At 64.6% G+C, this 24101-nt stretch carries 26 protein-coding genes and 1 tRNA gene; 10 read left to right on the top strand and 17 right to left on the bottom strand.

The annotated features are described in order from the left end of the window. Positions 1 to 106 precede the first annotated feature (106 nt). Both ACFO0A_RS13010 and ACFO0A_RS13015 read left to right on the top strand, forming a co-directional pair. Complete coding sequence (locus ACFO0A_RS13010) at positions 107 to 1066, top strand: GlxA family transcriptional regulator (RefSeq protein WP_379539429.1); 960 nt, start codon at positions 107 to 109, stop codon at positions 1064 to 1066. Further along, positions 1063 to 1287 carry a hypothetical protein gene (locus tag ACFO0A_RS13015; RefSeq protein WP_379539430.1) on the top strand — a complete coding sequence of 75 codons (225 nt, stop codon included), beginning with the start codon at positions 1063 to 1065 and terminating at the stop codon, positions 1285 to 1287. The genes ACFO0A_RS13010 and ACFO0A_RS13015 overlap by 4 nt, the downstream gene beginning before the upstream one ends. 326 nt (positions 1288 to 1613) lie before the next feature. Here the strand turns inward: ACFO0A_RS13015 and ACFO0A_RS13020 are convergent, their stop codons facing one another. The 3 genes from ACFO0A_RS13020 to ACFO0A_RS13030 form a co-directional block, all read right to left on the bottom strand. Beyond that, on the bottom strand, positions 1614 to 3230 hold the full coding sequence (locus tag ACFO0A_RS13020; protein WP_379539431.1) for a hypothetical protein: 1617 nt from the start codon (positions 3228 to 3230) through the stop codon (positions 1614 to 1616). A gap of 476 nt (positions 3231 to 3706) precedes the next feature. After that, the gene (locus ACFO0A_RS13025) at positions 3707 to 4699 is read right to left on the bottom strand and encodes a restriction endonuclease (RefSeq protein WP_379539432.1); all 993 of its coding nucleotides are present in this window, start codon (positions 4697 to 4699) and stop codon (positions 3707 to 3709) included. Between the two features lie 480 nt (positions 4700 to 5179). Then, positions 5180 to 5617, bottom strand: a complete 438-nt coding sequence (locus ACFO0A_RS13030; protein WP_379539433.1) for a hypothetical protein — start codon at positions 5615 to 5617, stop codon at positions 5180 to 5182. A 107-nt stretch (positions 5618 to 5724) separates the two neighbouring features. Between ACFO0A_RS13030 and ACFO0A_RS13035 the strand changes: the two genes are divergently transcribed. The 3 genes from ACFO0A_RS13035 to ACFO0A_RS13045 are packed head-to-tail and all read left to right on the top strand — an operon-like array spanning position 5725 to position 8895. Further along, on the top strand, positions 5725 to 7116 hold the full coding sequence (locus tag ACFO0A_RS13035) for a 7-cyano-7-deazaguanine synthase (RefSeq protein WP_379539434.1): 1392 nt from the start codon (positions 5725 to 5727) through the stop codon (positions 7114 to 7116). Then, a complete protein-coding gene (locus ACFO0A_RS13040; protein WP_379539435.1) occupies positions 7104 to 8285 on the top strand; it encodes a helix-turn-helix domain-containing protein in 1182 nt (393 codons plus the stop codon). The genes ACFO0A_RS13035 and ACFO0A_RS13040 overlap by 13 nt, the downstream gene beginning before the upstream one ends. Then, a complete protein-coding gene (locus tag ACFO0A_RS13045) occupies positions 8260 to 8895 on the top strand; it encodes a PIN domain-containing protein (RefSeq protein WP_379539436.1) in 636 nt (211 codons plus the stop codon). The genes ACFO0A_RS13040 and ACFO0A_RS13045 overlap by 26 nt, the downstream gene beginning before the upstream one ends. A gap of 262 nt (positions 8896 to 9157) precedes the next feature. On the opposite strand, the gene ACFO0A_RS13050 is transcribed toward ACFO0A_RS13045, so the two are convergent. From ACFO0A_RS13050 to ACFO0A_RS13060, 3 genes are read right to left on the bottom strand one after another with little or no spacing between them, the layout of a single operon-like run. After that, positions 9158 to 9712, bottom strand: a complete 555-nt coding sequence (locus ACFO0A_RS13050) for a DUF5681 domain-containing protein (protein ID WP_379539437.1) — start codon at positions 9710 to 9712, stop codon at positions 9158 to 9160. Then, positions 9709 to 10215, bottom strand: a complete 507-nt coding sequence (locus tag ACFO0A_RS13055) for a DUF5681 domain-containing protein (RefSeq protein WP_379539438.1) — start codon at positions 10213 to 10215, stop codon at positions 9709 to 9711. The genes ACFO0A_RS13050 and ACFO0A_RS13055 overlap by 4 nt, the downstream gene beginning before the upstream one ends. Beyond that, positions 10212 to 11516 (bottom strand): site-specific DNA-methyltransferase, encoded by a 1305-nt coding sequence (locus tag ACFO0A_RS13060; protein ID WP_379539439.1) that lies wholly within the window; start codon positions 11514 to 11516, stop codon positions 10212 to 10214. The genes ACFO0A_RS13055 and ACFO0A_RS13060 overlap by 4 nt, the downstream gene beginning before the upstream one ends. A 188-nt stretch (positions 11517 to 11704) precedes the next feature. Between ACFO0A_RS13060 and ACFO0A_RS13065 the strand changes: the two genes are divergently transcribed. From ACFO0A_RS13065 to ACFO0A_RS13075, 3 genes are read left to right on the top strand one after another with little or no spacing between them, the layout of a single operon-like run. Continuing rightward, positions 11705 to 12016: a DUF3489 domain-containing protein gene (locus tag ACFO0A_RS13065; RefSeq protein WP_379539440.1), complete on the top strand. Its 312-nt coding sequence runs from the start codon at positions 11705 to 11707 to the stop codon at positions 12014 to 12016. Further along, positions 12013 to 12417 (top strand): DUF2924 domain-containing protein, encoded by a 405-nt coding sequence (locus ACFO0A_RS13070; RefSeq protein ID WP_379539441.1) that lies wholly within the window; start codon positions 12013 to 12015, stop codon positions 12415 to 12417. Before ACFO0A_RS13065 ends, ACFO0A_RS13070 begins: the two co-directional genes overlap by 4 nt. After that, a complete protein-coding gene (locus ACFO0A_RS13075) occupies positions 12414 to 14030 on the top strand; it encodes a recombinase family protein (RefSeq protein WP_379539442.1) in 1617 nt (538 codons plus the stop codon). Before ACFO0A_RS13070 ends, ACFO0A_RS13075 begins: the two co-directional genes overlap by 4 nt. A gap of 350 nt (positions 14031 to 14380) precedes the next feature. Here ACFO0A_RS13075 and ACFO0A_RS13080 read toward each other — a convergent pair. Then, positions 14381 to 14470: transfer RNA gene (locus tag ACFO0A_RS13080), tRNA-Ser, on the bottom strand. 164 nt (positions 14471 to 14634) lie between these two features. Between ACFO0A_RS13080 and hspQ the strand changes: the two genes are divergently transcribed. Next, positions 14635 to 15015: a heat shock protein HspQ gene (gene hspQ, locus ACFO0A_RS13085; protein ID WP_379539443.1), complete on the top strand. Its 381-nt coding sequence runs from the start codon at positions 14635 to 14637 to the stop codon at positions 15013 to 15015. Positions 15016 to 15041: 26 nt separating this feature from the next. Here the strand turns inward: hspQ and ACFO0A_RS13090 are convergent, their stop codons facing one another. Then, the gene (locus tag ACFO0A_RS13090) at positions 15042 to 15956 is read right to left on the bottom strand and encodes an ABC transporter permease (RefSeq protein WP_379539444.1); all 915 of its coding nucleotides are present in this window, start codon (positions 15954 to 15956) and stop codon (positions 15042 to 15044) included. Between the two features lie 76 nt (positions 15957 to 16032). Between ACFO0A_RS13090 and ACFO0A_RS13095 the strand changes: the two genes are divergently transcribed. Next, positions 16033 to 16749, top strand: a complete 717-nt coding sequence (locus ACFO0A_RS13095) for a GcrA family cell cycle regulator (protein ID WP_379539445.1) — start codon at positions 16033 to 16035, stop codon at positions 16747 to 16749. A 33-nt stretch (positions 16750 to 16782) separates the two neighbouring features. Here the strand turns inward: ACFO0A_RS13095 and ACFO0A_RS13100 are convergent, their stop codons facing one another. From ACFO0A_RS13100 to ACFO0A_RS13140, 9 genes are all read right to left on the bottom strand, one after another. Then, positions 16783 to 17025: a DUF6582 domain-containing protein gene (locus ACFO0A_RS13100; RefSeq protein WP_379539446.1), complete on the bottom strand. Its 243-nt coding sequence runs from the start codon at positions 17023 to 17025 to the stop codon at positions 16783 to 16785. A 145-nt stretch (positions 17026 to 17170) separates the two neighbouring features. After that, positions 17171 to 19498, bottom strand: a complete 2328-nt coding sequence (gene pnp / locus ACFO0A_RS13105) for a polyribonucleotide nucleotidyltransferase (protein ID WP_379539447.1) — start codon at positions 19496 to 19498, stop codon at positions 17171 to 17173. Between the two features lie 189 nt (positions 19499 to 19687). Then, positions 19688 to 19957, bottom strand: coding sequence for a 30S ribosomal protein S15 (rpsO, locus tag ACFO0A_RS13110; protein WP_379539448.1), 270 nt, complete (start codon positions 19955 to 19957; stop codon positions 19688 to 19690). Next, complete coding sequence (gene truB / locus ACFO0A_RS13115) at positions 19948 to 20862, bottom strand: tRNA pseudouridine(55) synthase TruB (RefSeq protein ID WP_379539449.1); 915 nt, start codon at positions 20860 to 20862, stop codon at positions 19948 to 19950. Before truB ends, rpsO begins: the two co-directional genes overlap by 10 nt. Before the next feature lie 5 nt (positions 20863 to 20867). Continuing rightward, positions 20868 to 21557: a site-2 protease family protein gene (locus ACFO0A_RS13120; RefSeq protein ID WP_379539450.1), complete on the bottom strand. Its 690-nt coding sequence runs from the start codon at positions 21555 to 21557 to the stop codon at positions 20868 to 20870. Next, a complete protein-coding gene (locus tag ACFO0A_RS13125) occupies positions 21554 to 22546 on the bottom strand; it encodes a hypothetical protein (RefSeq protein WP_379539451.1) in 993 nt (330 codons plus the stop codon). The genes ACFO0A_RS13120 and ACFO0A_RS13125 overlap by 4 nt, the downstream gene beginning before the upstream one ends. Next, positions 22543 to 23118 carry a thymidine kinase gene (locus ACFO0A_RS13130; protein ID WP_379539452.1) on the bottom strand — a complete coding sequence of 192 codons (576 nt, stop codon included), beginning with the start codon at positions 23116 to 23118 and terminating at the stop codon, positions 22543 to 22545. The genes ACFO0A_RS13125 and ACFO0A_RS13130 overlap by 4 nt, the downstream gene beginning before the upstream one ends. A 9-nt stretch (positions 23119 to 23127) precedes the next feature. Beyond that, positions 23128 to 23553, bottom strand: a complete 426-nt coding sequence (gene rbfA, locus ACFO0A_RS13135) for a 30S ribosome-binding factor RbfA (RefSeq protein ID WP_379539453.1) — start codon at positions 23551 to 23553, stop codon at positions 23128 to 23130. After that, the gene (locus ACFO0A_RS13140; RefSeq protein WP_379539454.1) at positions 23553 to 24095 is read right to left on the bottom strand and encodes a DUF1697 domain-containing protein; all 543 of its coding nucleotides are present in this window, start codon (positions 24093 to 24095) and stop codon (positions 23553 to 23555) included. Before ACFO0A_RS13140 ends, rbfA begins: the two co-directional genes overlap by 1 nt. Between the last annotated feature and the right edge of the window lie 6 nt (positions 24096 to 24101).

The raw sequence follows: 24101 nt of genomic DNA on the forward strand, positions 1-24101 counted from the left end.
GATCGACGACCTGACTACTCGTTGATAGAGATTTATCATGCCCCAAAGCGACATAACCATGCCCCGAGCGGACATCACGGAAAGACCGATCCGGCTAGGCTACCTGATGATCGACGGATTCGCGCTCATGTCCTACGCCCCGGTCATCGAGCCCTTTCGCGCCGCCAACCGCCTTTCGGGCAAGGCACTGTATGTGTGGAAACACTATTCTCCGACTGGCAGCCCAGCCAGCGCATCGAACGGCATTTCGTTTGCGGTCGATAGCGCCATCGCGGGCATGGAAGCGACCGACATTCTCTTCGTCTGTGCGGGCGGCAATCCCTCGCAGTTCAGGGATGCGACAACGCTGCAGGCGCTGCGCCGCGCCGCCCGGTTCGGAACGACGGTCGCCGGCGTATCGGGCGGCCCCTTTATTCTCGCTCGCGCCGGGCTTCTCGATGGCGTGCAGTGCACTATCCACTGGGAGCACGAGGAGGCTTTCCTGGAAACGTTCGACCGGCCTCGACTCGAGCGCGGTCTCTTCGTCATCGATGGCAACCGGGTAACTTGTGCCGGTGGTATCGCCGGACTGGATCTTGCCGTGGTCCTGATCGCGCGCGACCATGGCGCCGAGCTGGCGGACAAGGTGAGCGACTGGTATATCCAGACGGAGCAACGTCAGGCCGGGCGCTCGCAACGCCACTCGATCATCCAACGTTACCGCGTCACGCATTCCGGGCTGGTAAAGGTTTTGGCCACCATGGAAGCACGCGTCGTGGAGCCGCTCGGACGCGACGAACTGGCCGTCGTAGCGGGGGTTTCGGTCCGGCAACTAGACCGGCTTTTCAGGCAATACCTCGGTTCGTCGATTGCACGCCATGCCCAGGCGTTGAAGCTGGAGTTGGCGTACAAGCTTCTTGTCGAGACGACCAGTTCAGTTGCCGAGATCAGCGCGGCCAGCGGCTTCGCCAGCCAGAGCCATTTTTCACGATCGTTCACCAAGAAATTCGGAGTTAATCCGACAGATGCTAGAGCGGCCCAAAAATTGTCGATCGCTCGGTCCATGATATCGGTGAGGTCGCAGTGAAGCGCTATTTCCACGCGTTGCGCCCGGCATTGTGCGTTCGCTTACTCCGGTTCGATCCTTCGTGCCGAACGCCCATGCCAATTTGGGCGCACTTGCATGCCGGCGACTTGGCCCAGTCATTATATCAACAGATCGATGAACCGATTGCGAGAAAAACTCTTACCCGAGGAACGGGAACTACCTACTGCTTGCCCGATGTCGAACGTTTCATCCTGAAGTGAATGGCTTGCGCCCATGAAGCGCCCCCACGCGTTCAAGACGATGAAGTTGAGGACGAGGTGCGGAACTCGCTTACTAACTTGTTTGATGACGAATAAGCCCAACGAACAGTCCGAAATATCTTGGCAGCACCTGGACCGGTTGCGGACAGACCGCTCCTGGGCGCCAGGATGCGAGAAGCAGACGTTCGTTCGGTTACCAGCCCACGTAGCAAAACTCAGGGAAGAATTTCACCTCGGTTCCGTGGTAGTCTCGACGCAGACATTCGTGCATCACACCGCCCGCTTGTTCGCGCCCAGTGGCCCCAGCGGCACGCGAGGGGACGAGACTAGGCCGCGGCGAGTGCCGTCCGAAAATCGTCAAGATCATCAAGCCATGGCCGATCTCTCTGCGCATAGAGCTCACGCAACCGCGCCAGGTAGGGTGCGCCGCCTCCAACGATGCCGCCGGCGATGATGGATCCAATCAGGACCTTGCGCAGGCGGTCATGCCCTTCGCGGAGGTAGGGGTCGCTCAAAGGGCTGAGCGCGACACCGACCAAAGTCCGCTGGACGCGCTCACTTATGCGATCGGACAGAATGATCGTGCGCATGCAGATCCCCAGCGCAAGCGCCGCGGACTTTGGAATGTTGCCGTTCTCATGATCGACCCGATCGTTCTCGGGCGCGCGATGGTTCGATCCCTCCCCAACCTTCCCTGCCAAAACGACAAAGTCGGCCAGCGCGTCGACCGCCGCATATATCAGCCTGGCCCCCCGGGTCGGGAATTCGCCAAACCCATCATCATTGATTGGTTCCTCGTAGAACGTCTCGAGGCGTTCCACGAAATGAGCGAGATAATAGAGCCACATATGCCAATGAATGTTCTGGCAGGCCGACGCCTGAACCAGGATGTCGAAATATCGGATGGCGACAAAAGTCTGGTCGCGCCAGCGCCCCCGCTCGTTCCAATGATTGTCGAAGGGCAGGTTCAAGGTGGTGACATACTCGGGCGCGTTGGTCGCGCTTAGCACGCCCAAAACATGCTCGCCGATCGGCCGGTATGCCTCCAACCGTTCCGCAAGTGCCGCGTCGGTGAGCAAAGCACGCAGGACTTTGTTGTGCCCGGTGAGCACATATCCGCACCGGTCGAGATTTTGATTGTCTTGAACTTCATCATAAAGCGCGCTGCCGGGGTGGGCGATGAGATTCCCGAGGAAGCGGTCGGAGAAATCCCCCACTTTGTGAGAACGCAGCGACAGCAATCTGGCACCGAAGTGAGGTCGGTGCTCGGCAATCCAGTCGACAACGGAGCCTGAGCGCAACACAGTCTGGAGAATGCGTTCGGCTGCTTCGCGGGGCTGAGCGTCGGATGGCAGGAGCGCGACATACGTCCGTTTGACTGTCGTCAGGAAGGTGGCGATCCCGGTTGAACGGACCGGATTGGGCTCGAGTTCTTCACCGCCAAGGCGGATCTGCAGCCGGGGGATTGCGGGCGCTCCGAGCAACCGCGAACGGCGGCGTTGGAAACCAAGCTCTCCAGCAGCACAATCGTCGATGAATCCGATCGGCCTTTCAACGACTTCGACCAGCTCGGCATACCGCGCCGATTCGGCCAGCCGCGCGACCAGCCGTTCGAGCGCGACCAGCGAACTGAGCGATGTGCTCGGCCGACGCAGGATTTCCGCTAGCAGCACCAACCAGACAAAGACGACCAGAAAGGCGGCTTGTTGCGGGGTGATCGCCCCGTCCTTGGTCAGCACCGGGCAAGCTGTGCCGAGAAGGTCGGGGCAGCCCAGCGCCAGCAGATCGAAAAATTCAAAATACAGGATCGCAGCGGTGAACAGGACGGACGACCACGCCAGCCGGCGAGCAGCCATGCCAAGCTGCAGCCTCGTGACCGGCGAGACGATAGCCAACGCCGCGGCGACTAAGCCCAGAAAGGTGATAAAGCCATCAAGAGTCATGGCGTTCGGCTACCACCCCTAAATTTGAACGCCCACTCCGATCTCGTTACGCGGCGGATCGGACGTTCTCAAACCTGCGTCGTTTCGACAAAATCGACGGGGCTATCGAAGGATCGTTGGTCGTTCCGGGCGCCTCTCCTGTCTCCGAAACCGTACGCTCATTCACGCACCGTTGGATGACTAATTCTGGGCCGTCTTCTGCCTGTCCGGTTTCAGGCTCTAGCATGAGCGAAGCTGCCGTTCGCTTGACTTAATGTCTCGGACAGCTTGCGCCGACATAGCGGTCATTTCCATCGCCTTTATAACATCCCGGTACCTGCCCTTCATTAAGCGCGATGCCGAGCGAACGGTTTGGATTGATTGGGCGGACCCCAAGGCTCTCGGATCGTAGGTGCGAAGGCGCGTAGGGAACTCGTAACGATTATGCCGATTTAAGACCAAGCTGACGCGAGCGCTCGTCGCGTTGATAGGGCGCGTCATTCGAATTCGCCGGCGATCACGCCCGCTTCGGGGCTTCGCATCGCCTCGATCCACCGCTGCACTTGTGCCCGGTTCGCCGTCGTGACTGGATAAGCGCGGGCGCTCACGTCGCTTGCGGCTCCCGGGCTGATGTCGCTCGTCGTCACCACCAGTCCCGCATCCGCACGCTCCTCGAGCATGTCGGCATAGAGTGCCTTCACCACTACGCGTTCGACCTTGCGCGTTTGGCGCTTGCACTGGACCATCACCGCCGGCGGAGTGCCGGGGGCAGCGTTGGCGTTCCATAGCCGCACATCGATGCTGCCGTCATTGCGCCCGGGCCCGAGCTCGACACTGTAGCCGCTGCGCTGGAACCACTCGGCGGTCAATCCCTCGAATTGCCGCCAGTGAATGTCCTTTAGGCGCTCTGGCTGGCTCGCCAAGTAATTGATGAAGCGCTGGTCAAAATAGCGCTCGGGCTCGACGGGAAGGTGCTCGCTCGCGAACAACGCGTCGAGCGCGATCCGGTCGGCATGCGTCACCGAACGCGTGAAGAAAGGCGAAAATGCGAGATGATAGGTCATCGCCTCCTGAAGCGCGTCCCAGACGCCGGCTTTGCCCGCCACCATCCCCTTCAATTCTGCAAGAATCGCCACCTGCTCGGCATCGTTGCTGTTGCGCAAACGCAGATAATGGCTGGCGACTGCCTCGATCGCCATCATCCCATCGAGCGTCGCGAACTCCCGCCAGTCGCGCCCAATCAGCTTCATCAGTCGGATGCCGAGCGTCGGCATGCCGGGCTCGTCGGTGGCACCGAGCGAGTGTAGCAGGTCGCCGACGGTATCGGCGTAGTCTTCCGATCCCACCCTCATCGCAACATCGGCTTCGAGGCCTTCACGCAAGCTGTGAGTCTTCGGCAAATGCGCGAGCATGTCGGCTTCGCTGAGCGCGAAGCCAGAGCGCACGCCTGCATCCTCGCTGAGCGCAGTACGGAACGCGAAAGATGGCATGATGATATGCCCCATACGCTTATCTTCCTTTCTAGCACCGGGGCGCTGTTGGGACCCCGGTGGCTGGCGCGGCGGCCCCCTCGGCCGTCCCAGCGTATTCGAGATCGCCGGCATCAGCCAGTAGGTCGCGGGCTGCGCAGCACCAGTCGGACGATCCCGAGCGATATGCCGAGCGTCTGGGTTGTGAGCGAGAATGCCGCTGCGACGGCGGCAGCGGGCCGTAGGCCGCCGGATACACCAGCGCCCAAATCGTGGCGCCCAGAATCACAGCGATGTTAATTAGCCCCAGACAACCCATTGCTGGGCGCAGCCGGAACCAAACTTCGACGTGACGGCAGACCCGCTCAAACGCGACGCGCCCTGGCGCAGCGACTGGCGGGCCCAGTCAATGTCAGGATATTTAGACATATATGTTGACAATGTCAGGTCTTGGGCGCAAATAGGGTGCGGGAGCTCTGCATGAGTGATGGTCCATATAAATCACTGCCGATGAAGCCGCGTTGGCGGCGAGCCGCTAAGTGCGCCTACAAAGAGGCCTATTCGCCAGACGAGGTCGTGGATAGCGTCACCCGGGCATCGCATGCCGATTGGCGTAGCGAAGTACGGCAGACTTTCGTCAGTAGCGTGGCCGCAATCGTTAATGCCGTCGGCCAGCAATCGTTGTTTGCCGATCAGATCCTGAATGATCTTGGTGGACTTCAGCGAACATGCGCTTCTCCGATGGAGTCGACTTTCGTTCTTACCGCGATGGAGGCCGTTAGGTCGGGACACTCCGGGGCAGCCGCCGTGCAACGGGCAGCAGAGGATGCCCTGTCCGACCGACTGCTGAGCAGCTATCGCCAAGTGGAAGAACATGTCCGCCGCGATGACGGCCTGCAGAATGCGCGTTTCGTCCGGAGCAGGTTCGAAACCGCCCATCAGCGGGTCGATTTCCGGGGTCTCGCCCGCGCACTCTTGAGGACCGGCGATCCGTTGCCCCGACGAACCCGCGCTTCACATACCGATCTTGATGCTGGAGTGTCCCTATGACCGCCAGAACCTATCACGCAAGTCGCGAAGACGCGGCACTGATAGACGCCGTCGAGGCTGGCGTCAGTATGCGCGATGGTGCTGTCGGTGCCCTTTTGGACTCTGCGATCAGCCTGTCGACCGCAGGCCTGGAGAGCTATTTCTACACGGGCTGGCGGCCCGAACTTGTCGACCTGATGGTGATCGCCGGAGCCGTCGAGTTTTGTGATCTCAGCGTTCGGCGTCCGAGATGGGGCTGGGCGCGCTCTTTTGATCTGCGCGTCGCTGTCCATGATCTCGCGCGATGGGAAGACAATGACGTCGGCATGGCGCTGGAAGATGCACTGACATTTTTGACTGGGGACCAATGGGCGATCTCGTTCGTCGAGCGCGAACACGACATCGCACGCGTCGGTCAAGGGACGCTGGGCTTCGACGTCCGCGATCGCATTATCATGCCGTACAGCGACGGCATCGATTCACGCGCCGTATCGGCTCTTGTTGACGCGGAAGAAGGAGGCGGCCTCGTGCGGGTGCGCCTCGGGACCAAGGGGGCTGATACTCGCTCGCGCGATCCCCGGGAGCGAAGGTTCATGTCGGTTCCCTATCAAGTCCGGCTCGCTGCAAGACAGCGCGTCGAATCCACCGCGCGATCGCGCGGTTTCAAATTTGCGGTCATCACCGGCATCGCCGCGACCCTCGCCAATGTAGAGCGGATCGTGGTGACCGAGAGCGGTCAGGGTGCGCTTGGTCCGATCCTCGCGAGCTTGGGGCAAGCCTACGCAGATTATCGCGTGCATCCGGCGTTCACCCGCCGGATCGAAGCACTATTCGCGGTACTCACCGGCAAGCGAATCCGGTACGAATATCCGCGGATTTGGTCGACCAAGGGAGAAACCGTGAAGGCGGCGAGTGCGCTCGCATCTCCTCCCGGCTGGTCGAACACCCGCTCCTGTTGGCAGAATTCACGGCAAGTCAGTTTCGCGCAGCAGCGCCGTCAGTGCGGAATTTGCGCAGCCTGTATGCTTCGGCGGCTTAGCATGCACGCGGCTGAGATAGACGAACCTGCATCCAATTATATTTGGGAGAATCTTTCCGCTCCCGACATTGCGTCGGGTGCCGTACCGGGCTTCACCCTTATGACCAAAGCTCTTCGCGAACATGCCATCGCTGGCGTGCTGCATCTTGACCATCTGGCCGCACTGGCCGGATCGCCCATCCATCGTCGGACCATTGATCGCGTTGCACGCGAGACCTCTGACGCCCTGTCAATCGAGCCCGTCGAAGGGGAACAAAAGATTCATGATCTCTTGGCGCGTCATCGCGACGAATGGCTTGGCTTCCAAATTAGTCTGGGGCCGAAGTCATTTGTTTCCCAGCTTGCCCAGGTATCTCCATGGCCGCGGTAACCGGCGGCCTCACACCCAAAGCGCTTGGCGAACTTCTGCGGGAAGCTCGCGAGAATGCAAAGCTGACACAGGCAGCGGCGGCGCAGGCGCTCAATGTGGCACGTACTACGCTCGTCGCGATCGAACAGGGGCAACGCCGTGCCCGCATCGAGGAGCTTCAAAAGCTTGCCGCACTGTATCGTGTTTCGCTCAATGTCTTGTTGCGAAAGGACGGTGTTAGAGTCGATTTGCGTCCGAGATTCCGGAAGGCAGGCGAAGACGATCAGGAGGTGGAAGGCGCGGTTGCCCTTCTCAACAGCTTGGTCCAGGCCGAACTGGAGCTTGAAAATTTGCTCGGCATCAAGCGTGCGCGCAACGATCCACCGGAGAGGCCGCTGCTGCCCGGGAACGTGATCTTGCAAGCCGAGCAGGATGCTGCGGAACTGAGGCAGTGGCTCGGACTGGGCATGGCGCCAATTCACGACATGCTCAGCCTGTTGGAGGTGCAGCTCGGCGCGCGCGTATTCGTTAGGCAGCTACCGGCGAGAGTGTCTGGTCTCTACGCGTTCGACGAGGAGGCAGGTGCGTGCATCCTTCTCAATGCGGCACATCCCCGGGATCGCCGGGCGCAAACCGGCGCCCACGAGACCGGGCATTTCATTTCGACACGCCGGGCGCCCGACGCGCTTTATAGCGACTCGCCGGAAGCGACACGCGAGGAGCGTTATGCCAACGCTTTTGCACGCTGCTTCCTGACCCCTGCAAGGGCAGTAGCTGCCCGGTTTCAGGATGTGACCGCCGGGGCGTCACGATTGACCCGTCGCCATATCATCATCCTCGCGCATGCTTTTGGCGTGTCGCGCGAGGCCATGGTGCGCCGGCTCGAGGAACTCGGCCTCACCAAGTCGGGAACTTGGGACTGGTTCGCGGACCATGGCGGAATCACTGACGAGCAGGCTCGGGAAGTATTGGGGGACGCTATTGCGCCGGACCCTGCAAAGGGGGATGCGTCTCGTCCGGTCTCGATGCGATTGAGCTTGCTGGCCAGCGAAGCTTGGCGACGGGGTCTGTTGAGCGAGGGACAGCTGGCGCGGCTTTTACACATCGACCGGGTCGAGGCTCGCGAGATGATTGACGAGTTCGAAGCGGAAGGAGCGGTCGACGATGAGTCCCCCTGGCTCCTGGCTTAACGGTGCCGCATCGCTGGTGAGCGACGCAAGTGTCTGGATCAATCTCGTTGCAACGGATCGCGCTGAGGTCATTCTACGAGCTTCCTCTGTACGTCACCTCATTACTTCGACGGCGCTCGGCGAGCTTGACGCCGGTCGAGCGAAGGGGCGACGGACCGCGGCCGTGGTTGCAGAGTTGATCGAAATGGGGTTGGTCGATGAGGTAGGGCTCGGACCCGTAGAGGAGGCAACCTTCCTTAGCCTCGTTGCTGGTCCTGTCAGTGAAACGCTCGACGATGGCGAGGCCGCGACCATTGCATATGCGCTTGGATCAGGATCGGTTGCGCTGATCGATGAGCGGAAAGCGACCGCTCTCTGCGGAAGCCAGTTCCCGTCAGTTAAAGTGATGAGCACGACGGATCTGTTACTCTCTCAGGAAGTGCAATGCGCGCTGACACTCGAAGATCTCGCGGACAGTTTGTTCAGGGCCTTATCGGTTGCGAGAATGCGTGTGCCTGAATGCCATCTGCCGGCGGTGTGCGGGCTGCTCGGACCGGAGCGTCGGCAGCAATGCCAAAGTTTGCCAGCATTATGGAGGAGGCCGCCTGACGCACGATTGGCGGCCAGCTGACCATTCGCCGTTCAGCGCACCTGCGGTTGGGTCCGGAATGGCAGATTTGGGCAAATGCCAACAGCAGCGACCAAAATTAGGCCCGAAACAGACACGTCGGCTCGCGGCCGGGAATGTCGGCTATACACTAATCTGTGTTCCGAAAAGCGGACTGACCGGAGTGTCCAACATACCTGACGCTCGGCGATGCTCGCTTCAATTTCCGCTTTCAGGAACGCGGCGACGGAGCTTCAATGACTGGGATTGGGGCGCAAAGCGGAACCTAGCCTCGCTCGGTCCACCAGTCAGGCCAGACAACACCCAGCGGATTTCTGACGTTTGACCAGACCTCCTGCTGTTCTTCCCGTGACAGCCGGCGAGCACCGAGCCGCGCCAATGCCGCTTCGACGATCCAGGGATTAATCTCCCAGCGGACCCGCTTTTGGTCGGTCGGATATTTGAGGCGGGCGAGATCAAGCCGGTCGAGGATCGCGTCCGCACCGCTGCTGATCGATTTCATGATGATGACGCTGATGGTCTTCATTTCCCCGCCACGAGAAGCGCGCGCCGCCTCGATCGCTTCGAGGGATGCGCGGGCGGCCCCGCTGTCCCCTGCGAGGCCCTTCTGTGTCAGCTGGAGCAGGAACGCTTCGGCTGCGGTCACGCGGCGCTCGCGTCCATCCTCACGGATCGTGACCATCTGGCCGAGCACCGCATCGTAGGGCATTTCGCGGACGCGGCTTTTCGGCCGGCCCCTCGGGTTGCCGGACTGTCCCTTGCGGAACCGCGTGGCAGCTGGCGGTCTGCCGTAGCCCACAGGTTGCTCGCTGACGCTCATCCAATCCTCCCGCGCGGCCAGCGCAGTGTCTCGGAGTCGAACGTGAAGAACTTGATGTCGTCGACGTCCTTGCCGGATAGTTTCCTGCGCCCGGGGCGACTGAGAGCGGCTTGCGTCGCCCAGCCATGCACCTTCATCCGACTTGGAAAGTCGGGATCATTGCTTGCGATCCCGAGGATGCGCAGCGCCTCGTTCGCATTGTCCGACCCATAGTGGTGTTTGACCTTGACCGGGTTTGAACGCGGCGGCGTCTTCTTCGCGAGTGCCAGCTCGCGCCTGTGGATCATCTTGAGCACCTTGCGGATCGCCATCCTGCTGCCCCTGAGCGCGGCCTGGTAGGTCTGCAGCTGCAGCGCCTCGTCAACGGACAGCTCGCGCATGGCCCCGCCCTGGGTGACGGTGAGCGTCTTGTCGAAGATGATATCGAACGCCGAGACGTGCGGGCGGCGAAGCCTCGGGCGGCCGGCGGGGTTGCCCGACTGGCCCTTGGCGAACCGGCTCAAGCCGCAGCCTCCCCGGCCGCGCGGTGCACCAGCACCGCAGTCCTCCCGGTCAGTCGCTCCCACCGCGCGATCGCCACGTCGACATAGGCGGGGTCGATATCGAGCCCGCGGAACCTGCGCCCCACCCGCTCGGCGGCGATCAGGCTTGTGCCCGAGCCAAGGAAGATATCGAGCACACGCTCACCCTGGCGGGTCACGTCGCAGATCGCATCGGCGACCATCGCCACCGGCTTGACCGTGGGATGGAGCGCAAGGTCCTCGCGCCGGCTGCCCTGGAGCGAGTTGACCGACGGGTAATCCCACACGTTGGTGCGATTGCGGCCATGCCTGCCCAGCTCGACGGCATTGGTGTGCGGTGCGTCGCCGACCCGGTAGACGAACACCATCTCGTGCTTCGAGCGGTAGAGCGAGCCCATCCCGGCGTTGCTCTTGTTCCACACGCAGATGTTGAGCAGCGCGTTGTAGACCTCGCCGCCGACAGCACTTACATCGTCGAGGTGGCGCCAGTCCATGCAGACGAAGTGGACCGCGCCGCCGCGCGAGACGCGCTCGCAGGCAGCCAGGGTCTCGCGCAGGAAGGTGCGGAACGCCTCGGTGGTCATCTCGCCCGAGGCCATCGCGAACTCGCGGTGACGGCCTCTGGCATTGGCGTGGCCGTTGATCTTCACGTTGTAGGGCGGATCGAGGAACGCGGCGTCGATCGCCTCGCCCTCGCCGACCACCGCGCGCAGGAACGCAAGGTCACGGCCGTCGCCGCAGCCGATGCGGTGCTCGCCCAGTTGCCAGATGTCGCCGGCTTGCGTGCGCGGCGTCGCGGGCACGGGCGGTATCCGTTCATCATCGGGATCGCCCTTGTCGCCGAGGACAACGTCGATCTCGCCCGAGCTGAACCCGGTCAGCGCAAGGTCCATCTCGAACTCGGGCAGCGCCAGGTCGGCCAGCTCGAGCTTGAGGATCTCGACGTCCCAGCCAGCGTTCAACGCGATCTTGTTGTCGGCGAGGCGCAGCGCCTTCTTCTGCGCTTCGCTGAGCCCGGCGAGCTCGATCACCGGGACCTCGGTCAGCCCCAGCCCTTTCGCGGCAAGCAGCCGGCCATGGCCTGCGATGAGGCGGCCCTCGTGATCTGCGAGAAGCGGGTTGGTGAACCCGAACGCGCGGATCGAGGCGACGATCTGGTCGACCTGGCGCCGTGGATGCGTGCGCGCATTGCGCGGATCGGGGACAAGGCAGCCGAGCGGTCGGTAAACGACCGTCAGCGGGCGGACGACCGACGGTGCGGTCGTGGCGGGGGCGCTGCTCATTTGCGAACAATAGCAGAACGTTCCTGTTTTGACCACAACACCGCCCGGCGTCTGGGGACAAAGCCGTGAAGAACTTTTTGCGACTGGACTGTCGGCGCAGCGCAAGCATTGGTGGGAACTGCCCGGCGAGCCGGGCTCGTGGCGGTAGCGGCCGGGATCTTCGGGCGCGTCTACGCAAGGATGCCGCGATGACCATTTCCAGCAACACCTCGACCACACCCCGCAGCGCCCGCCGGATGGCGCGCGAGGCGCAAGGGGCGCCCGTCTCCCCGCAGGCGGACCTTGCGAGTACAGACAGAGCGCCGCGCAAGCTGGACTGCGTGGAAGCGCTGCTGCTTGCCGCCGAGGGCGCCAGCATCGCCGAGCTCGTCGCTGCAACCGGGTGGCAGCAGCACTCGGTGCGCGGCGCGATGGCGGGCGCGCTGAAGAAGCGCTGGCTCGCCATCACGTCCGACAAGGTCGACGGGGTCCGCCGCTACCGCGCGAGAAAGGCCTCGTGAGCCCGGTCGAGGAACAGGTCGCCGCGCTCGACGCGCTCGACCTCGCCGGGCTGCGCCGCTTCTGGCAGCAGCGCTTCGGCACGCCCCCACCACTGCGCTCGGTCCCGATCCTGCGCCTGCTGCTTGCGTGGCGCGTGCAGGCGCAAGCGCATGGCGGGATCGATCCGGGCACGCGGCGCACGCTTGGCCGCAAGGGCGCGCCGCGCGCCGAAGGGCTCGACCTCGGCATCGGCGCCCGCCTCACCCGCACCTGGCAGGGCCGGGTCCACGAGGTCATCGTCGAGACGGGAGGGTTCCGCTGGGAGGGCAGGACGTACCGCAGCCTGTCGGCCGTCGCGACCGCGATCGCGGGGAGTAAGTGGAACGGGCCGCGCTTCTTCGGCTTGCGCGACGCGGCATGAGCAGGCCCGCGCCCAGGCGCTGCGCGATCTACACGCGCAAGAGTTCCGACGAAGGGCTCGACCAGGCGTTCAACAGCCTCGATGCCCAGCGCGACGCTGGCGAGGCCTATATCACGAGCCAGGCGGCCGAAGGGTGGAAGGCGATTGCAACCCGCTATGACGATGGCGGCTTCTCGGGCGGCACGATGGAGCGCCCCGGGCTCCAGCGCCTCCTCGCCGACGTCGAGGCCGGGCTGGTCGATGTCGTGGTGGTCTACAAGATCGACCGGCTCACCCGCAGCCTTGCCGACTTTGCCCGGATCGTCGAGCGCTTCGATGCCCGCGGGGTCAGCTTCGTCTCGGTCACCCAGGCGTTCAATACGACCTCGTCGATGGGCCGGCTGACCTTGAACGTCCTGCTCTCGTTCGCCCAGTTCGAGCGCGAGGTCACCGGCGAGCGGATCCGCGACAAGATCGCCGCGTCGAAGGCCCGCGGCATGTGGATGGGCGGGCTACCGCCGCTGGGTTACGATCTGCCCGAGCCCGGCAGCCGCAAGCTCCAGGTCAACGCCGACGAGGCGGCAACGGTGCGGATGATCTTCGCGCGCTATCTCGCGATCGGATCGGTCCACCGGCTCGCGAGCACGCTCACCGACGAAGGCGTCGTTTCCAAGGCCCACACCGCGCGCAGCGGACGCGTGCTCGGCGGCACCCCCTTGGGCCGCGGCGCGCTGTTCCACCTCCTGCGCAACCGCATCTATCTCGGCCAGATCGTCCACAAGGACGCCGTCCACGATGGTGAGCATGACGCCATCGTCGATCAGGGCCTGTTCGAACACGTCCAGCAGCGCCTTGCTGGTAGCGCGACGAAGCGGAGTCCCGACAGTCCCCGTCGCGTGGACAAGGCCATGCTTGCCGGGCGCCTGTTCGACGCGCAGGGCGAGCCGATGAGCCCCGCCCACTCGCGCGGACGCTCCGGCCGGCTCTATCGTTACTACGTTTCCGCCTCGCTCCAGCGCGGCGCCTCGCGCGGCAGCTGTCTCCAGCGCGTCGCTGCTCCCGCGCTGGAACAAGTCGTCACCACCACGCTCGAACGGCTGCTTGGCCAGCCCGCATCCAGCGATCTCCTCCGCGCCGTCCACCTGAAGGCTGCCGCGATCGACCTGGTCCTGCCCCGCCCGGCGGCGCGCAGCATCGCCGCGCGGGTCAGCGACGACGAGACGGTCACGCTCGAGGATGATGCATGCATCGTCACCATCCCGCTCTGCCTGCCCTTGCGCGGCGGCCGGCGCAGCATCGACGCCGGGGCGCGGATGCAGACTTGCCCCGATGCGATCCTGATCGGCGCGCTGCGCAAGGCCCACGCGATGCTCGAGCGCGATCCCCGCGGCCAGCCGATCATGACTACTGCGCCCGCCTCGCCTTACGAGCGGCGGCTCCTGCGCCTCGCCTTCCTTGCCCCCGACATCCAGCAGGCGATCCTCGCCGGGCGCCAGCCGCGCTCACTCAACCTTGAGCAGCTGATCCACCGCGGCGTCCCGCTCGCCTGGTCCGCGCAGCGCGCGATGCTCGGGTTTTCGCGAAGCGCCAACGTTCCTGTTATGGCGAATTGGCAGCCTGATCCGCGCGATTAAATGCCCTGATACGGGCGATTAAATGCCCTGTTATGGCGAATAACAGGGAACAGGCATTTTGCGGGGCGAGATTGGCGGAACTCTGCGAGTTCTCATGCAGCCCTGGTCGCCGAGCAAGGCCAAATGGCCTGATCGGGGCCGTCGTTTTCGTGTTTTTCCCTGTTATCGCCTGAAAACAGGGAAACCGGACCGATCTCGATCCGCGCGGAGACGCGCTGAGATCGTGGCGACATAACGCCGCCGGAGAACGGGCTGATCGGACGCCGGGAAACGGATATGGCCCTGAAAGCCCGCGCAACGCGCCGCTGTTCGGCGGCCTGTTCCAGTTGGAGACGGGTGCTGTAACTGCGTGGCGGAGAGGGAGGGATTCGAACCCTCGATACGGTTGCCCGTATGCCGCATTTCGAGTGCGGTGCATTCGACCACTCTGCCACCTCTCCGCGAGATGTGCGGCGCCGCGTGGTGCGGGGCCGGTCGACGAAGCGCGGCGGTTAGCGAAAGCGGGGCGGCTTGCCAAGCCCTTCGCGCCGCGCTTTGCAACATCGCCGGGGAACACGCCGGCGCTCGGCTTGTTAATGGCGTGGTGAAAACTATATTCACGCCCATGGATCGCTCGCAATTCTTCTCGCCCCAGGCCGGCAAGCTCGTCACCGCCCCGCCGGTGGCCGAAGCGCGCTTTTCCATCGGCGATGTCGTGCGGCATCGCATGTTCGACTTTCGCGGGGTGGTTTTCGATATCGACCCGGTCTTCGCCAACAGCGAAGAATGGTACGATTCCATTCCGGCGGAAATGCGCCCCAGCCGCGAACAGCCGTTCTACCACCTGTTCGCTGAGAACGGCGACAGTAGCTATGTCGCCTACGTCAGCCAGCAGAACCTGCTGGATGACGGCGATGGCGGGCCGATCGATCACCCTTCGGTGGACGACCTGTTCGAAGGATACGACCGGGGCCGTTACCGGCTGCGCCGCGATCTGCGCCACTAGGGGCACGGCACGGCTTGCTCGCGGGGCTAGTTCTTCAGCCGCCAGCCCGACTTCAGCAATCCGTAACTCAGCGCGATCAGCGCAAGGTTGAGAACGCCCAGGCCAAGTGCGGCGTGAAGCACGGCGGTGTTCGTATCGCCGATGTCGCTGCGTCCCAGGAACCCGAAGCGAAAGCCCGAGATGATGTAGAAGAACGGGTTGAGCCGGCTGATCGTTTGGAACAGCGGGGCCAGGTTGTCGATCACGTAGAACGTGCCCGAGAGCAGCGAAAGCGGCGCGATCACGAAGTTTGTGATCGCGGCGTTGTGATCGAACTTTTCCGCCCAGATCGACGACAGCACGCCGATCGATCCCATGAAGAGCGAGCCCATCATCCCGAACCAGAACACCGCCCAGGGGTGGTGCATGTAGAGGCTCACCCCGGGATAGAACGCCATGGCCGCCGCGATGGCGAGCCCGACCAGCACCGCGCGGGTTACCGCCGCACCGAGGATGGCGGCGAGCAACTCGCCTTCGCTCAGCGGCGGCATCAGATAGTCGATGATTGTTCCCTGGATCTTGCCGACGAGCAGGGAGAAGCTGGAATTCGCGAACGCGTTCTGCATCATCCCGGTCGAGACGATGAGCCCGGGAGCAACGAAGGTGGCGAAGGGAACGCCCAGCACCATCCGCCCGCTTCGCCCCATCGCCACGGTGAACACCGTCAGGAACAGCAGGGTGGTGATCGCGGGGGCCCATATCGTCTGCGTCTGCACCTTGAAGAACCGCCGCACCTCCTTCATATAGAGGGTGAACAATCCCAAACGGTTGACGTTCGAAAGCTGCGGCGTGCCGTGGGGTGCAAACCCACGGCGCGGCCTGATCGGCACTGTCCCGGATGCGACCGGGTGCGGGGCCGGTTCCGGCGATTGCGCTTGCGAAGGGATTGCATGATCGGCCATGGCTTTGGCGCCTATCGGCGCCGCCGCCGCATGGCAAGTTCCCGTCACGCGGGACGCAAAGGTATTTGGAGCAGGCATGAGCTGGACCGACGAACGCATCGAGAAGCTGACCAAGATGTGGGAAGGCGGCGCGACCGCGTCGCAGATCGCCGAAGAACTGGGCGGGGTCAGCCGCAACGCCGTGATCGGCAAGGCGCACCGCCTCGGTCTCAAGGCCCGGCCCTCTCCCGTCAAGCCGAACGAGAAGGCGGAGACCCCCGCCCCTGCCGCGCGCCCGGCGCCTGCCGCGCCTGCGGCAAGGCCGGTCGCCACGCGCGCCGCACCGGCGGCTCCCATCGCGCCGCGTCCCGCGCCGCCTGCCGAAGTGCGGCCTGAACCGGCCGAGCCCGCGCCTGCACCGGTCCGCGCCGCCGATTCGGCCGACGCGAGCGAGTCCGCGCCGGTGGCCAAGGCGCAACCCCGCATCGTCTCGGTCGGTCCCGGCGGCTTCTTGCGCCAAGGCCCCGGCGATCAGCAAGCTCCGATTCCGCCCGCCCCGCCGCGCCGGCTGGTTCCGGCCCGGCCCAGCGCGGAAATCGCGGACAAGACCAGCCTGCTCGACCTCAACGACCGGATCTGCCGCTGGCCGATGGGCCACCCGGGCGAGCCCGATTTCCACTTCTGCGGCGACAAGGTGAACCCCGGCTTCCCGTATTGCGTCACGCACTGTGGACGGGCCTACCAGGCGCAGCTTCCGCGCGGTTCGCGCCGTCCTCCTCCACCGCTGCCGTTCGGCGGGCCGCGGGTGCGCTGATTTCGCCGGGCGGCCTCGCGCCGCCCAGGCCGGTTATTTCTTGCCGAGTTCGCGCCAGCTTTTCTCGCTGACGTCCACGCCGTGCTTCTTCGCGGCGTCCTTGATCCGCCGCCATGCCGCGTCGCGCTCGTCGTCGCTGACCCCCTCGACCTGGTCGAAGCGGGCGATGGCGTTGCGGACGTGGCTTGCGTCCTCGAGCGGTTCCTTGCGCTGCTCGGGAAACGCGAACCTGCCCTCGGACAGTTTGTCGCGCTTGGCTTCATCGAGCTTGGTCATCGGTACCTCGTTGGCATTGCCTGATTTGCCTTAAGCGCGGCATGCGCGAGTCCGGTTCCCGCACCCTTCTTCTGCACGCACGAAAAAAGGGGCCGCGATCGCCCGCGGCCCCTTTCCTGCTTTCGTTCGCCCGGAGGCGAAAGGCTTAGTCGTCGTTCTTGAGGAACGCGGGGACGAAGTTGGGATCACCACCCTCGCCGCCTTCCGAACGCTCGCGCCGCGGGCCGCGGTCACCGCCGCCGTCACGACGCGGACCGCGATCGCCGCGATCACCGCCGCCGCTGCGCGGACCACGGTCGCCGTCACGGCGCGGACGTCGGTCGCCGCGATCGCCCCGGTCAACGGCCGGACGCGGTTCGCGCGGCGGGCGGTTGTCTTCGAGAGCCTCGCCGGTATCCTGATCGACGACCCGCATCGACAGGCGAACCTTGCCGCGCGGATCGATCTCGAGGACCTTGACCTTGACTTCCTGGCCTTCGCTCAGGACGTCGGAGACCTTCTCGACGCGCTCGTTGCGAATTTCGGAGACGTGGACGAGACCGTCCTTGCCGCCCATGAAGTTCACGAACGCGCCGAAATCGACGAGGTTGACGACCTTGCCGTTGTAGATCTTGCCGACTTCGGCTTCCTCGACGATGCCGAGGATCCAGGCGCGAGCCGCCTCGATCTGCGCCGCGTCCGAGCTGCTGATCTTGATCAGCCCCTCGTCGTCGATGTCGACCTTGGCGCCGGTCTCGGCGACGATCTCGCGGATTACCTTGCCGCCGGTGCCGATGACTTCGCGGATCTTCGACTTGTCGATCTGCAGGGTCTCGATCCGGGGGGCGTGGGCCGAAAGCTCGGTCCGGGCGCTGCCCAGGGCCTTGGTCATTTCACCCAGGATGTGCGCGCGGCCTTCCTTGGCCTGGCTGAGCGCCTTCTCCATGATCTCGCGGGTGATCCCGGCGACCTTGATGTCCATCTGCAGCGAGGTGATGCCCTCGCTCGTGCCGGCCACCTTGAAGTCCATGTCGCCCAGGTGATCCTCGTCGCCGAGAATGTCGCTGAGCACGGTGAACTCGGTCCCTTCGAGGATCAGGCCCATGGCGATGCCCGAAACCGGACGGGTCACGGGCACGCCGGCGTCCATCATCGACAGGCAGCCGCCGCAGACCGTGGCCATCGACGACGAGCCGTTGGACTCGGTGATGTCGGACAGCACGCGGATCGTGTAGGGGAAGTCCTCCTTCGTCGGCAGAACCGCCTTCAGCGCGCGCCAGGCAAGCTTGCCGTGGCCGATGTCGCGCCGGCTGGGGGCGCCGAAACGGCCCACTTCGCCGACCGAATAGGGCGGGAAGTTATAGTGCAGCATGAAGTTGGAGTAGGTCAGCCCCTCCAGCCCGTCGATCATCTGCTCGCTTTCGCGGGTGCCGAGGGTGGTGGTGCAGATCGCCTGCGTTTCGCCGCGGGTGAACAGCGACGAACCGTGGGTGCGGGGCAGGAAGCCGACGATCGCCTCGATCGGGCGAACCTGATCGGTGCGGCGTCCGTCGATGCGCTGGCCGTCCTTGAGGATGGCGCCGCGCACGATTTCGGCTTCGAGCTTCTTGACCACCTTGCCGGCGGCCATCTGGGTCTGGCCGTCTTCGCTGGCGAAGGCTTCCTTGGCCTTGGCGCGAACCGCGTTGAGCGCGTTCGAGCGGGCCGACTTGTCGGTCATCTTGTAGGCGGCGGCGATATCGCCCCCGACCACACCCTTGAGCTTGTCCTTGATCGCCGAATTGTCGGAGATCGCGACGTCCCAGGGATCCTTGGCGGCCTTTTCGGCCAGGTCGATGATGAGGTTGACGACCTTCTTGATCTCGTCGTGCGCGAACATGACGCCGCCGAGCATGATCTCTTCCGAAAGCTCCTTGGCTTCGGATTCGACCATCATCACCGCGTTGCCGGTGGCGGCGACGATCAGGTCGAGCGCGCCGGCGGCGGCATCTTCCTGCTTGGGGTTGAGGGTGAATTCGCCATCCACGTAGCCGACGCGCGCGGCGCCGATCGGGCCCATGAAGGGCACGCCCGAGATGGTCAGCGCGGCCGACGCGGCGATCATCGCCAGAACGTCGGGCTCGGTCTCGCCGTCATACGACATGACCTGCGCGATGACGTTGATCTCGTTGTAGAAACCTTCGGGAAACAGAGGACGGACGGGACGGTCGATCAGGCGGCTGGTCAGCGTTTCCTTTTCGGTCGCACCGCGCTCGCGCTTGAAGAAGCCACCCGGGATGCGCCCGGCGGCGGAGAACTTTTCCTGGTAGTGAACGGTCAGCGGGAAGAAATCCTGGCCTTCCTTCACCGACTTGGCGGCGGTCACGGCGCAAAGCACCACGGTTTCGCCATAAGTGGCCAGCACGGCGCCGTCGGCTTGACGGGCGATGCGGCCGGTTTCCAGCGTGAGGGTCTTTCCGCCCCACTCCATGGATACGGTCTTTGTGTCGAACATGAGTTTTCCTTGTCGATCCCGCGATCGCCCTATTGCGGTGCGGGGCCTCTGATTGCCGGGGTTGCCGTCCCGGCCCGGTCGGAGCGCGTCGTTGCGCCCCCCTTGCTGGCCCGGCGCCTCATTGCGCACAGGGTCCAGATACTCGAAGCGGCCCGCCCGGTTTTTTCCCGAGGGGCCGCTCCGGCGTAATTACTTGCGCAGTCCGAGCTTGCCGATCAGCGCGTTGTAGCGGTCGACATCCTTCTTCTTAAGATAGTCGAGCAGGCTGCGGCGCTTGTTGACCATCATCAGCAGGCCGCGGCGCGAATGGTTGTCCTTGTGGTTCGCCTTGAAGTGCGGAGCGAGGTTGTTGATCCGCGTGGTCAGGATGGCGACCTGGACTTCCGGCGAACCGGTGTCGTTTGCGCCCTGCGCGTGGTCCTTGATGATCTTCTGCTTGGCTTCGGGACTTACCGACATTCATCTTCCTTCGCGACATCGGGGAGATTGAAGCCTCTCAGAACCCTGGCGTCGCCGCCATCGACCTGCATCAGCGCGATCGGCAAAGTGCCGCAGCGCGCCCAGCAGACCCCGTCCTGAAAGGCCAGCCCGGTCAGAACCCGGCCCTCGCGGACCGCCCTTGCCTGTTCCGGGCCGAGGTCCAGAGCCGGGATGTCGTCCAGCCCTGCCTCCAGCGGCAAGATCACGTTCTCAAGCGCGGCCCCTTGGCCGATTGCGTTGAGATTGTCCAGAGATATCGCCCGATCGAGCCCGAAAGGTCCGGCCCGGGTGCGGCGAAGCATGGTCACATGGCCGACGCTGCCCAGCGCGTCAGCGAGGTCGCGCGCCAGGCTCCGGATATAGGTACCCTTCGACACGGTACAAGCCAGCGTCGCCTCGTCTGGCCCGGTGGCGAGCAGCGTCAGCGCGTGGATCGTCACCGCGCGGGTCGGCATCGCCACCTCCTCCCCGGCCCGCGCCCGGTCATAGGCGCGCACCCCGTCGATCATCAGCGCCGAGAATGCGGGTGGAACCTGGCTGATGGGTCCGGTGAACGTGGGCAGGATGTTCGCCAGCTCATCCGCCCCGGGTCGCACTTCGTTCGTCGCCACGACCTTGCCCTCGCCGTCGAGGGTGTCGGTCTCTTCGCCGAAGCGGACCGTGAACTCGTACTGCTTGGTGGCGTCCAGCAACCGTCCGGCAAGCTTCGTCGCCTCGCCCAGCGCGATCGGCAGCACGCCCGACGCCAGCGGGTCGAGCGTGCCCCCGTGGCCGACCTTGACCTTGCCGTAGCCGGCTTGGCGCAAATTACGCTTTACCGCGGCGACCGCCTGGGTCGAGCCGAGCCCCACCGGCTTGTCGAGGATCAGCCAGCCGGCAACCACAGGCGTCAGGCCCCCGCGACGATCCGGGCGAGCATGAAGTAATGATCCGCGAGCCATTCGACCGGCGGCAGGACCACGCGCTGGACGATGTTCGCTTGCGGGAACAGGTAGGGCAGGCCCAGCAGCAGGATGAACATCAGCGGCAGGCCGAGCGGGCGCAGCTTCTCGTATGTCGCGGCGGCGCGCTGGGGCAGCGCGCCCTCGACGATATGCGAACCGTCGAACGGGGGAATCGGCAGCAGGTTGAACAGCGCCAGGAAGATATTGATCAGGATGAAATTGTTGAGATTGAGCGCAATGAACCGAACCGCGTCGCCCGGCGCGGCTGCGCCATAGGCCCTTACCAGCACGCCCAGAACCACTGCGCCGATCGCGGCGAGGATCAGGTTCGTTCCCGGCCCGGCGGCAGCGACCAGCATCATCCCCGAGCGGGGATTGCGAAGGCGCTGCTTGATCACAGGCACCGGCTTTGCCCAGCCGAAGATCGGCGCCTTCACCAGCGCGAGGAGCCCCGGCAGGATCACGGTGCCCACCGGATCGACGTGGCGAATGGGGTTGAGGCTGAGACGCCGTTGTTCGCGCGCGGTCGGATCGCCGAGCAGGTTGGCGACGTAGCCGTGAGCCACTTCGTGAAAGACGATAGCGATGACCAGCGGGATGATGAGTGCCGCGGCCTGGTAGATCGTGTCGTTCAAGCAGGGTTCCTCACTGTGCCGGCCTCGACCTGCCCTGTTTCCAGCGGATAGCCAAGCTCTGCCAGCGGAAGGCCGCGCCCGGTGGCGTCGAGCATGGCTGCAAGGCGCCGGTTCGATGCCGCGTAGTGCTCGACCACGCGCCGGTGAACCGCGTCGGGCAGGCGATGCCCCCGCGCGCTGCTGCCGGGAAGGTGACCGAGCACCCATTTGGCGCCGTGGCGGATGCCCTGCCCGCCCGGCAGGTCGATCAGCCACGACTTGTTGACGACCGACTGGCGCGTGAAAAGGTTCACGAAACGCAGCGCCAGCAGCGACGCCGGCCCGAACGAGCGATTCGCCGAGGCGGCCGGGGCGAAGTCCTCCGGTAGCGTCAGCCCCACCTCGGTACGTAACCGGGCAAGGATCGCGTCGCGATCGCGCAATGCTTCGTAGGCGAAGACATGGACGCGGTCCGCACCGAACAACTCGTCATAGATCGTGATGAGCCGGTCGAATTCGAAATGCTCGAACTCGAACGCCGGGGCCTTGTAGGCCCGAGTCAGCGCACCGCGCACGCGGGAATGGGTGTGGAGATAGCGCGAAAGGCCCCAGGTCCCCCCGCCCGAGACATATTGCGCGTACGTCGAACGCACGATGTCGGGCTGGTTGCGGATGAACACGACGATCCGCGCATCGGGCAGCGCGGCATGGATCCGCCGCGCCATTTCCGGGCCGATCAGCCCGTGCAGCCCGCCGTTGTGCGGATAGCCCGAGAGGTTTTCCTCCGACAGGACCACGGGCAGCGCCTGATCCGCCATGCCGAGCACAGCGCGAGCGGCATCCGCATCGAAATGCATCCCCGGCGGGCTCAGCAGCGCCTTCTGGGTGGTGGCGCGCGGCACCCAGGCGTGGCTGGTCGCGGCGGGGAAGATCGCCTTCTGCAGCCAGGTCGTGGCGGTCTTGTGATAGCCGATGTGAACGATCGGGCGGGGCCTGGCCGCCTCCGTCATCGCAGGGCTTCGCTGAAATGGCGGCGGCACAGCGCAACATAGCGGTCGTTGCCGCCGATCTCGGTCTGCGCCCCGGCGCGCACCGCCGCGCCGCTTTCGTCGACGCGCAGGTTCATCGTCGCCTTGCGCCCGCAGTGGCAGACGGCCTTCAGCTCGACGAGCGAATCGGCGATGCCCAGAAGGACCGCCGAGCCGGGAAACAGCGCGCCCTGGAAATCGGTGCGCAGCCCGTAGCACAGGATCGGGATATTGCCCTCGTCGGCCAGCCGGGCAAGCTGCCAGACCTGCGCGGGCGTGAGGAACTGGGCCTCGTCGACAAGCACGCAAGCGAGCCGGGTGCGCGAGTGTTCGGCGCTGATCGACGCCCAGATGTCGGTTTCGGGATCATAGCGATGCGCTGCGGCATCGAGACCGATGCGGCTCGCAATCGCGCGGTCGCCGCTGCGGTCGTCGATCGCCGCCGTCCACAGCATCGTCGCCATGCCGCGCTCGCGGTAGTTGAAGTCCGCCTGGAGCAAAGTGGTCGATTTGCCGGCATTCATGCTGGCGTAGTAGAAATAGAGCTTGGCCATCGCGACGGTTCAGCCGGCCTCGTTCGCGTCGTCTTCGTCGGCCCGCGCTTCAAGGTCGCGCGCCACCTTCGGATCGCGAAGCAGGGCCTCGATCCGGGCCGCCTCGTCGAAGCTCTCGTCCGAGAGGAAGCGGATCCGCGCCGCGTATTTCGTTTTGACCCGGCGGGCGACTTCCTTCTGGAAGAAGGCGGTGTGCGTGCGCAGCGCCTTAAGGACTTCCTCCTCGTCCGCGCCGAGCAGGGGCTTCACGAAGGCGGTGGCGTGGCGCAGGTCGGGCGACATGCGTACTTCGGTGATCGAGACGGTGTGCGAGGCCAGCACGTCGTCATGCACTTCCTGGCGCATCAGCAACTCGGACAGGACGTGGCGCACCTGCTCGCCCACCTTGAGCAGGCGGACCGAGCGCGTTTCGGGCGTGGCGGCGGGGCGGGCCATCAGTCGTCATCCATCTTGGCAAGGATGCGGGCCAGGCTGCGCATATTGCGCGCCGTGCCGCGGCATCCCAGCCGCCGTTCGAGAAACTTGCCGGTCATGCGGCTGTCGGCCACCCCATCGACGAAATCGATATAGAGCGCGCGGTCGCCCAGCGCCAACTTCTCGGGGCCCCGGTCCGCATGGTCGGCGGCGAGGACCGCGAACTGGTCGGCATCGGCCTCGCGCTCGAGAAAGTGGGTGTGGACCATCCGGTCCTCGCCCGCTGCCGCAAACGGGTTGTCGGCAATCGCCGCGGCCACTTCGTCACGGCTGCGCACGCAGATCGCGCTGTCCATACCGAACCGGTCCCGCATCATCAGTCCGAGCTTTTCCTCGAGGCCCGGCGTGGGCCGCGCGGGAAAGTCGAACAGGACGTTGCCGCTGGCGACGACCGTCTCCACCCGTTCGAATCCCTCGTCCTCGAACGCGCGGCGCAAATCGGCCATCGTCAGCCGGTTGCCCCCGACGTTGATGGAACCGAGCAAGGCGACATAGCGGGGCATCGGCGG

The organism is Novosphingobium tardum, assembly GCF_042652045.1.
Taxonomy (GTDB): Bacteria; Pseudomonadota; Alphaproteobacteria; order Sphingomonadales; family Sphingomonadaceae; genus Novosphingobium; species Novosphingobium tardum.

Coding starts and splice junctions, on each gene's coding strand:
- ACFO0A_RS13010 (WP_379539429.1), top strand. CDS start 107: ATGATCGACGGATTCGCGCTCATGTCCTACGCCCCGGTCATCGAGCCC.
- ACFO0A_RS13020 (WP_379539431.1), bottom strand. CDS start 3,230: ATGACTCTTGATGGCTTTATCACCTTTCTGGGCTTAGTCGCCGCGGCG.
- ACFO0A_RS13025 (WP_379539432.1), bottom strand. CDS start 4,699: ATGCCATCTTTCGCGTTCCGTACTGCGCTCAGCGAGGATGCAGGCGTG.
- ACFO0A_RS13030 (WP_379539433.1), bottom strand. CDS start 5,617: ATGGGCGGTTTCGAACCTGCTCCGGACGAAACGCGCATTCTGCAGGCC.
- ACFO0A_RS13035 (WP_379539434.1), top strand. CDS start 5,725: ATGACCGCCAGAACCTATCACGCAAGTCGCGAAGACGCGGCACTGATA.
- ACFO0A_RS13040 (WP_379539435.1), top strand. CDS start 7,104: ATGGCCGCGGTAACCGGCGGCCTCACACCCAAAGCGCTTGGCGAACTT.
- ACFO0A_RS13045 (WP_379539436.1), top strand. CDS start 8,260: ATGAGTCCCCCTGGCTCCTGGCTTAACGGTGCCGCATCGCTGGTGAGC.
- ACFO0A_RS13050 (WP_379539437.1), bottom strand. CDS start 9,712: ATGAGCGTCAGCGAGCAACCTGTGGGCTACGGCAGACCGCCAGCTGCC.
- ACFO0A_RS13060 (WP_379539439.1), bottom strand. CDS start 11,516: ATGAGCAGCGCCCCCGCCACGACCGCACCGTCGGTCGTCCGCCCGCTG.
- ACFO0A_RS13065 (WP_379539440.1), top strand. CDS start 11,705: ATGACCATTTCCAGCAACACCTCGACCACACCCCGCAGCGCCCGCCGG.
- ACFO0A_RS13075 (WP_379539442.1), top strand. CDS start 12,414: ATGAGCAGGCCCGCGCCCAGGCGCTGCGCGATCTACACGCGCAAGAGT.
- hspQ (WP_379539443.1), top strand. CDS start 14,635: ATGGATCGCTCGCAATTCTTCTCGCCCCAGGCCGGCAAGCTCGTCACC.
- ACFO0A_RS13090 (WP_379539444.1), bottom strand. CDS start 15,956: ATGGCCGATCATGCAATCCCTTCGCAAGCGCAATCGCCGGAACCGGCC.
- ACFO0A_RS13095 (WP_379539445.1), top strand. CDS start 16,033: ATGAGCTGGACCGACGAACGCATCGAGAAGCTGACCAAGATGTGGGAA.
- ACFO0A_RS13100 (WP_379539446.1), bottom strand. CDS start 17,025: ATGACCAAGCTCGATGAAGCCAAGCGCGACAAACTGTCCGAGGGCAGG.
- pnp (WP_379539447.1), bottom strand. CDS start 19,498: ATGTTCGACACAAAGACCGTATCCATGGAGTGGGGCGGAAAGACCCTC.
- rpsO (WP_379539448.1), bottom strand. CDS start 19,957: ATGTCGGTAAGTCCCGAAGCCAAGCAGAAGATCATCAAGGACCACGCG.
- ACFO0A_RS13125 (WP_379539451.1), bottom strand. CDS start 22,546: ATGACGGAGGCGGCCAGGCCCCGCCCGATCGTTCACATCGGCTATCAC.
- ACFO0A_RS13130 (WP_379539452.1), bottom strand. CDS start 23,118: ATGGCCAAGCTCTATTTCTACTACGCCAGCATGAATGCCGGCAAATCG.
- rbfA (WP_379539453.1), bottom strand. CDS start 23,553: ATGGCCCGCCCCGCCGCCACGCCCGAAACGCGCTCGGTCCGCCTGCTC.
- ACFO0A_RS13140 (WP_379539454.1), bottom strand. CDS start 24,095: ATGCCCCGCTATGTCGCCTTGCTCGGTTCCATCAACGTCGGGGGCAAC.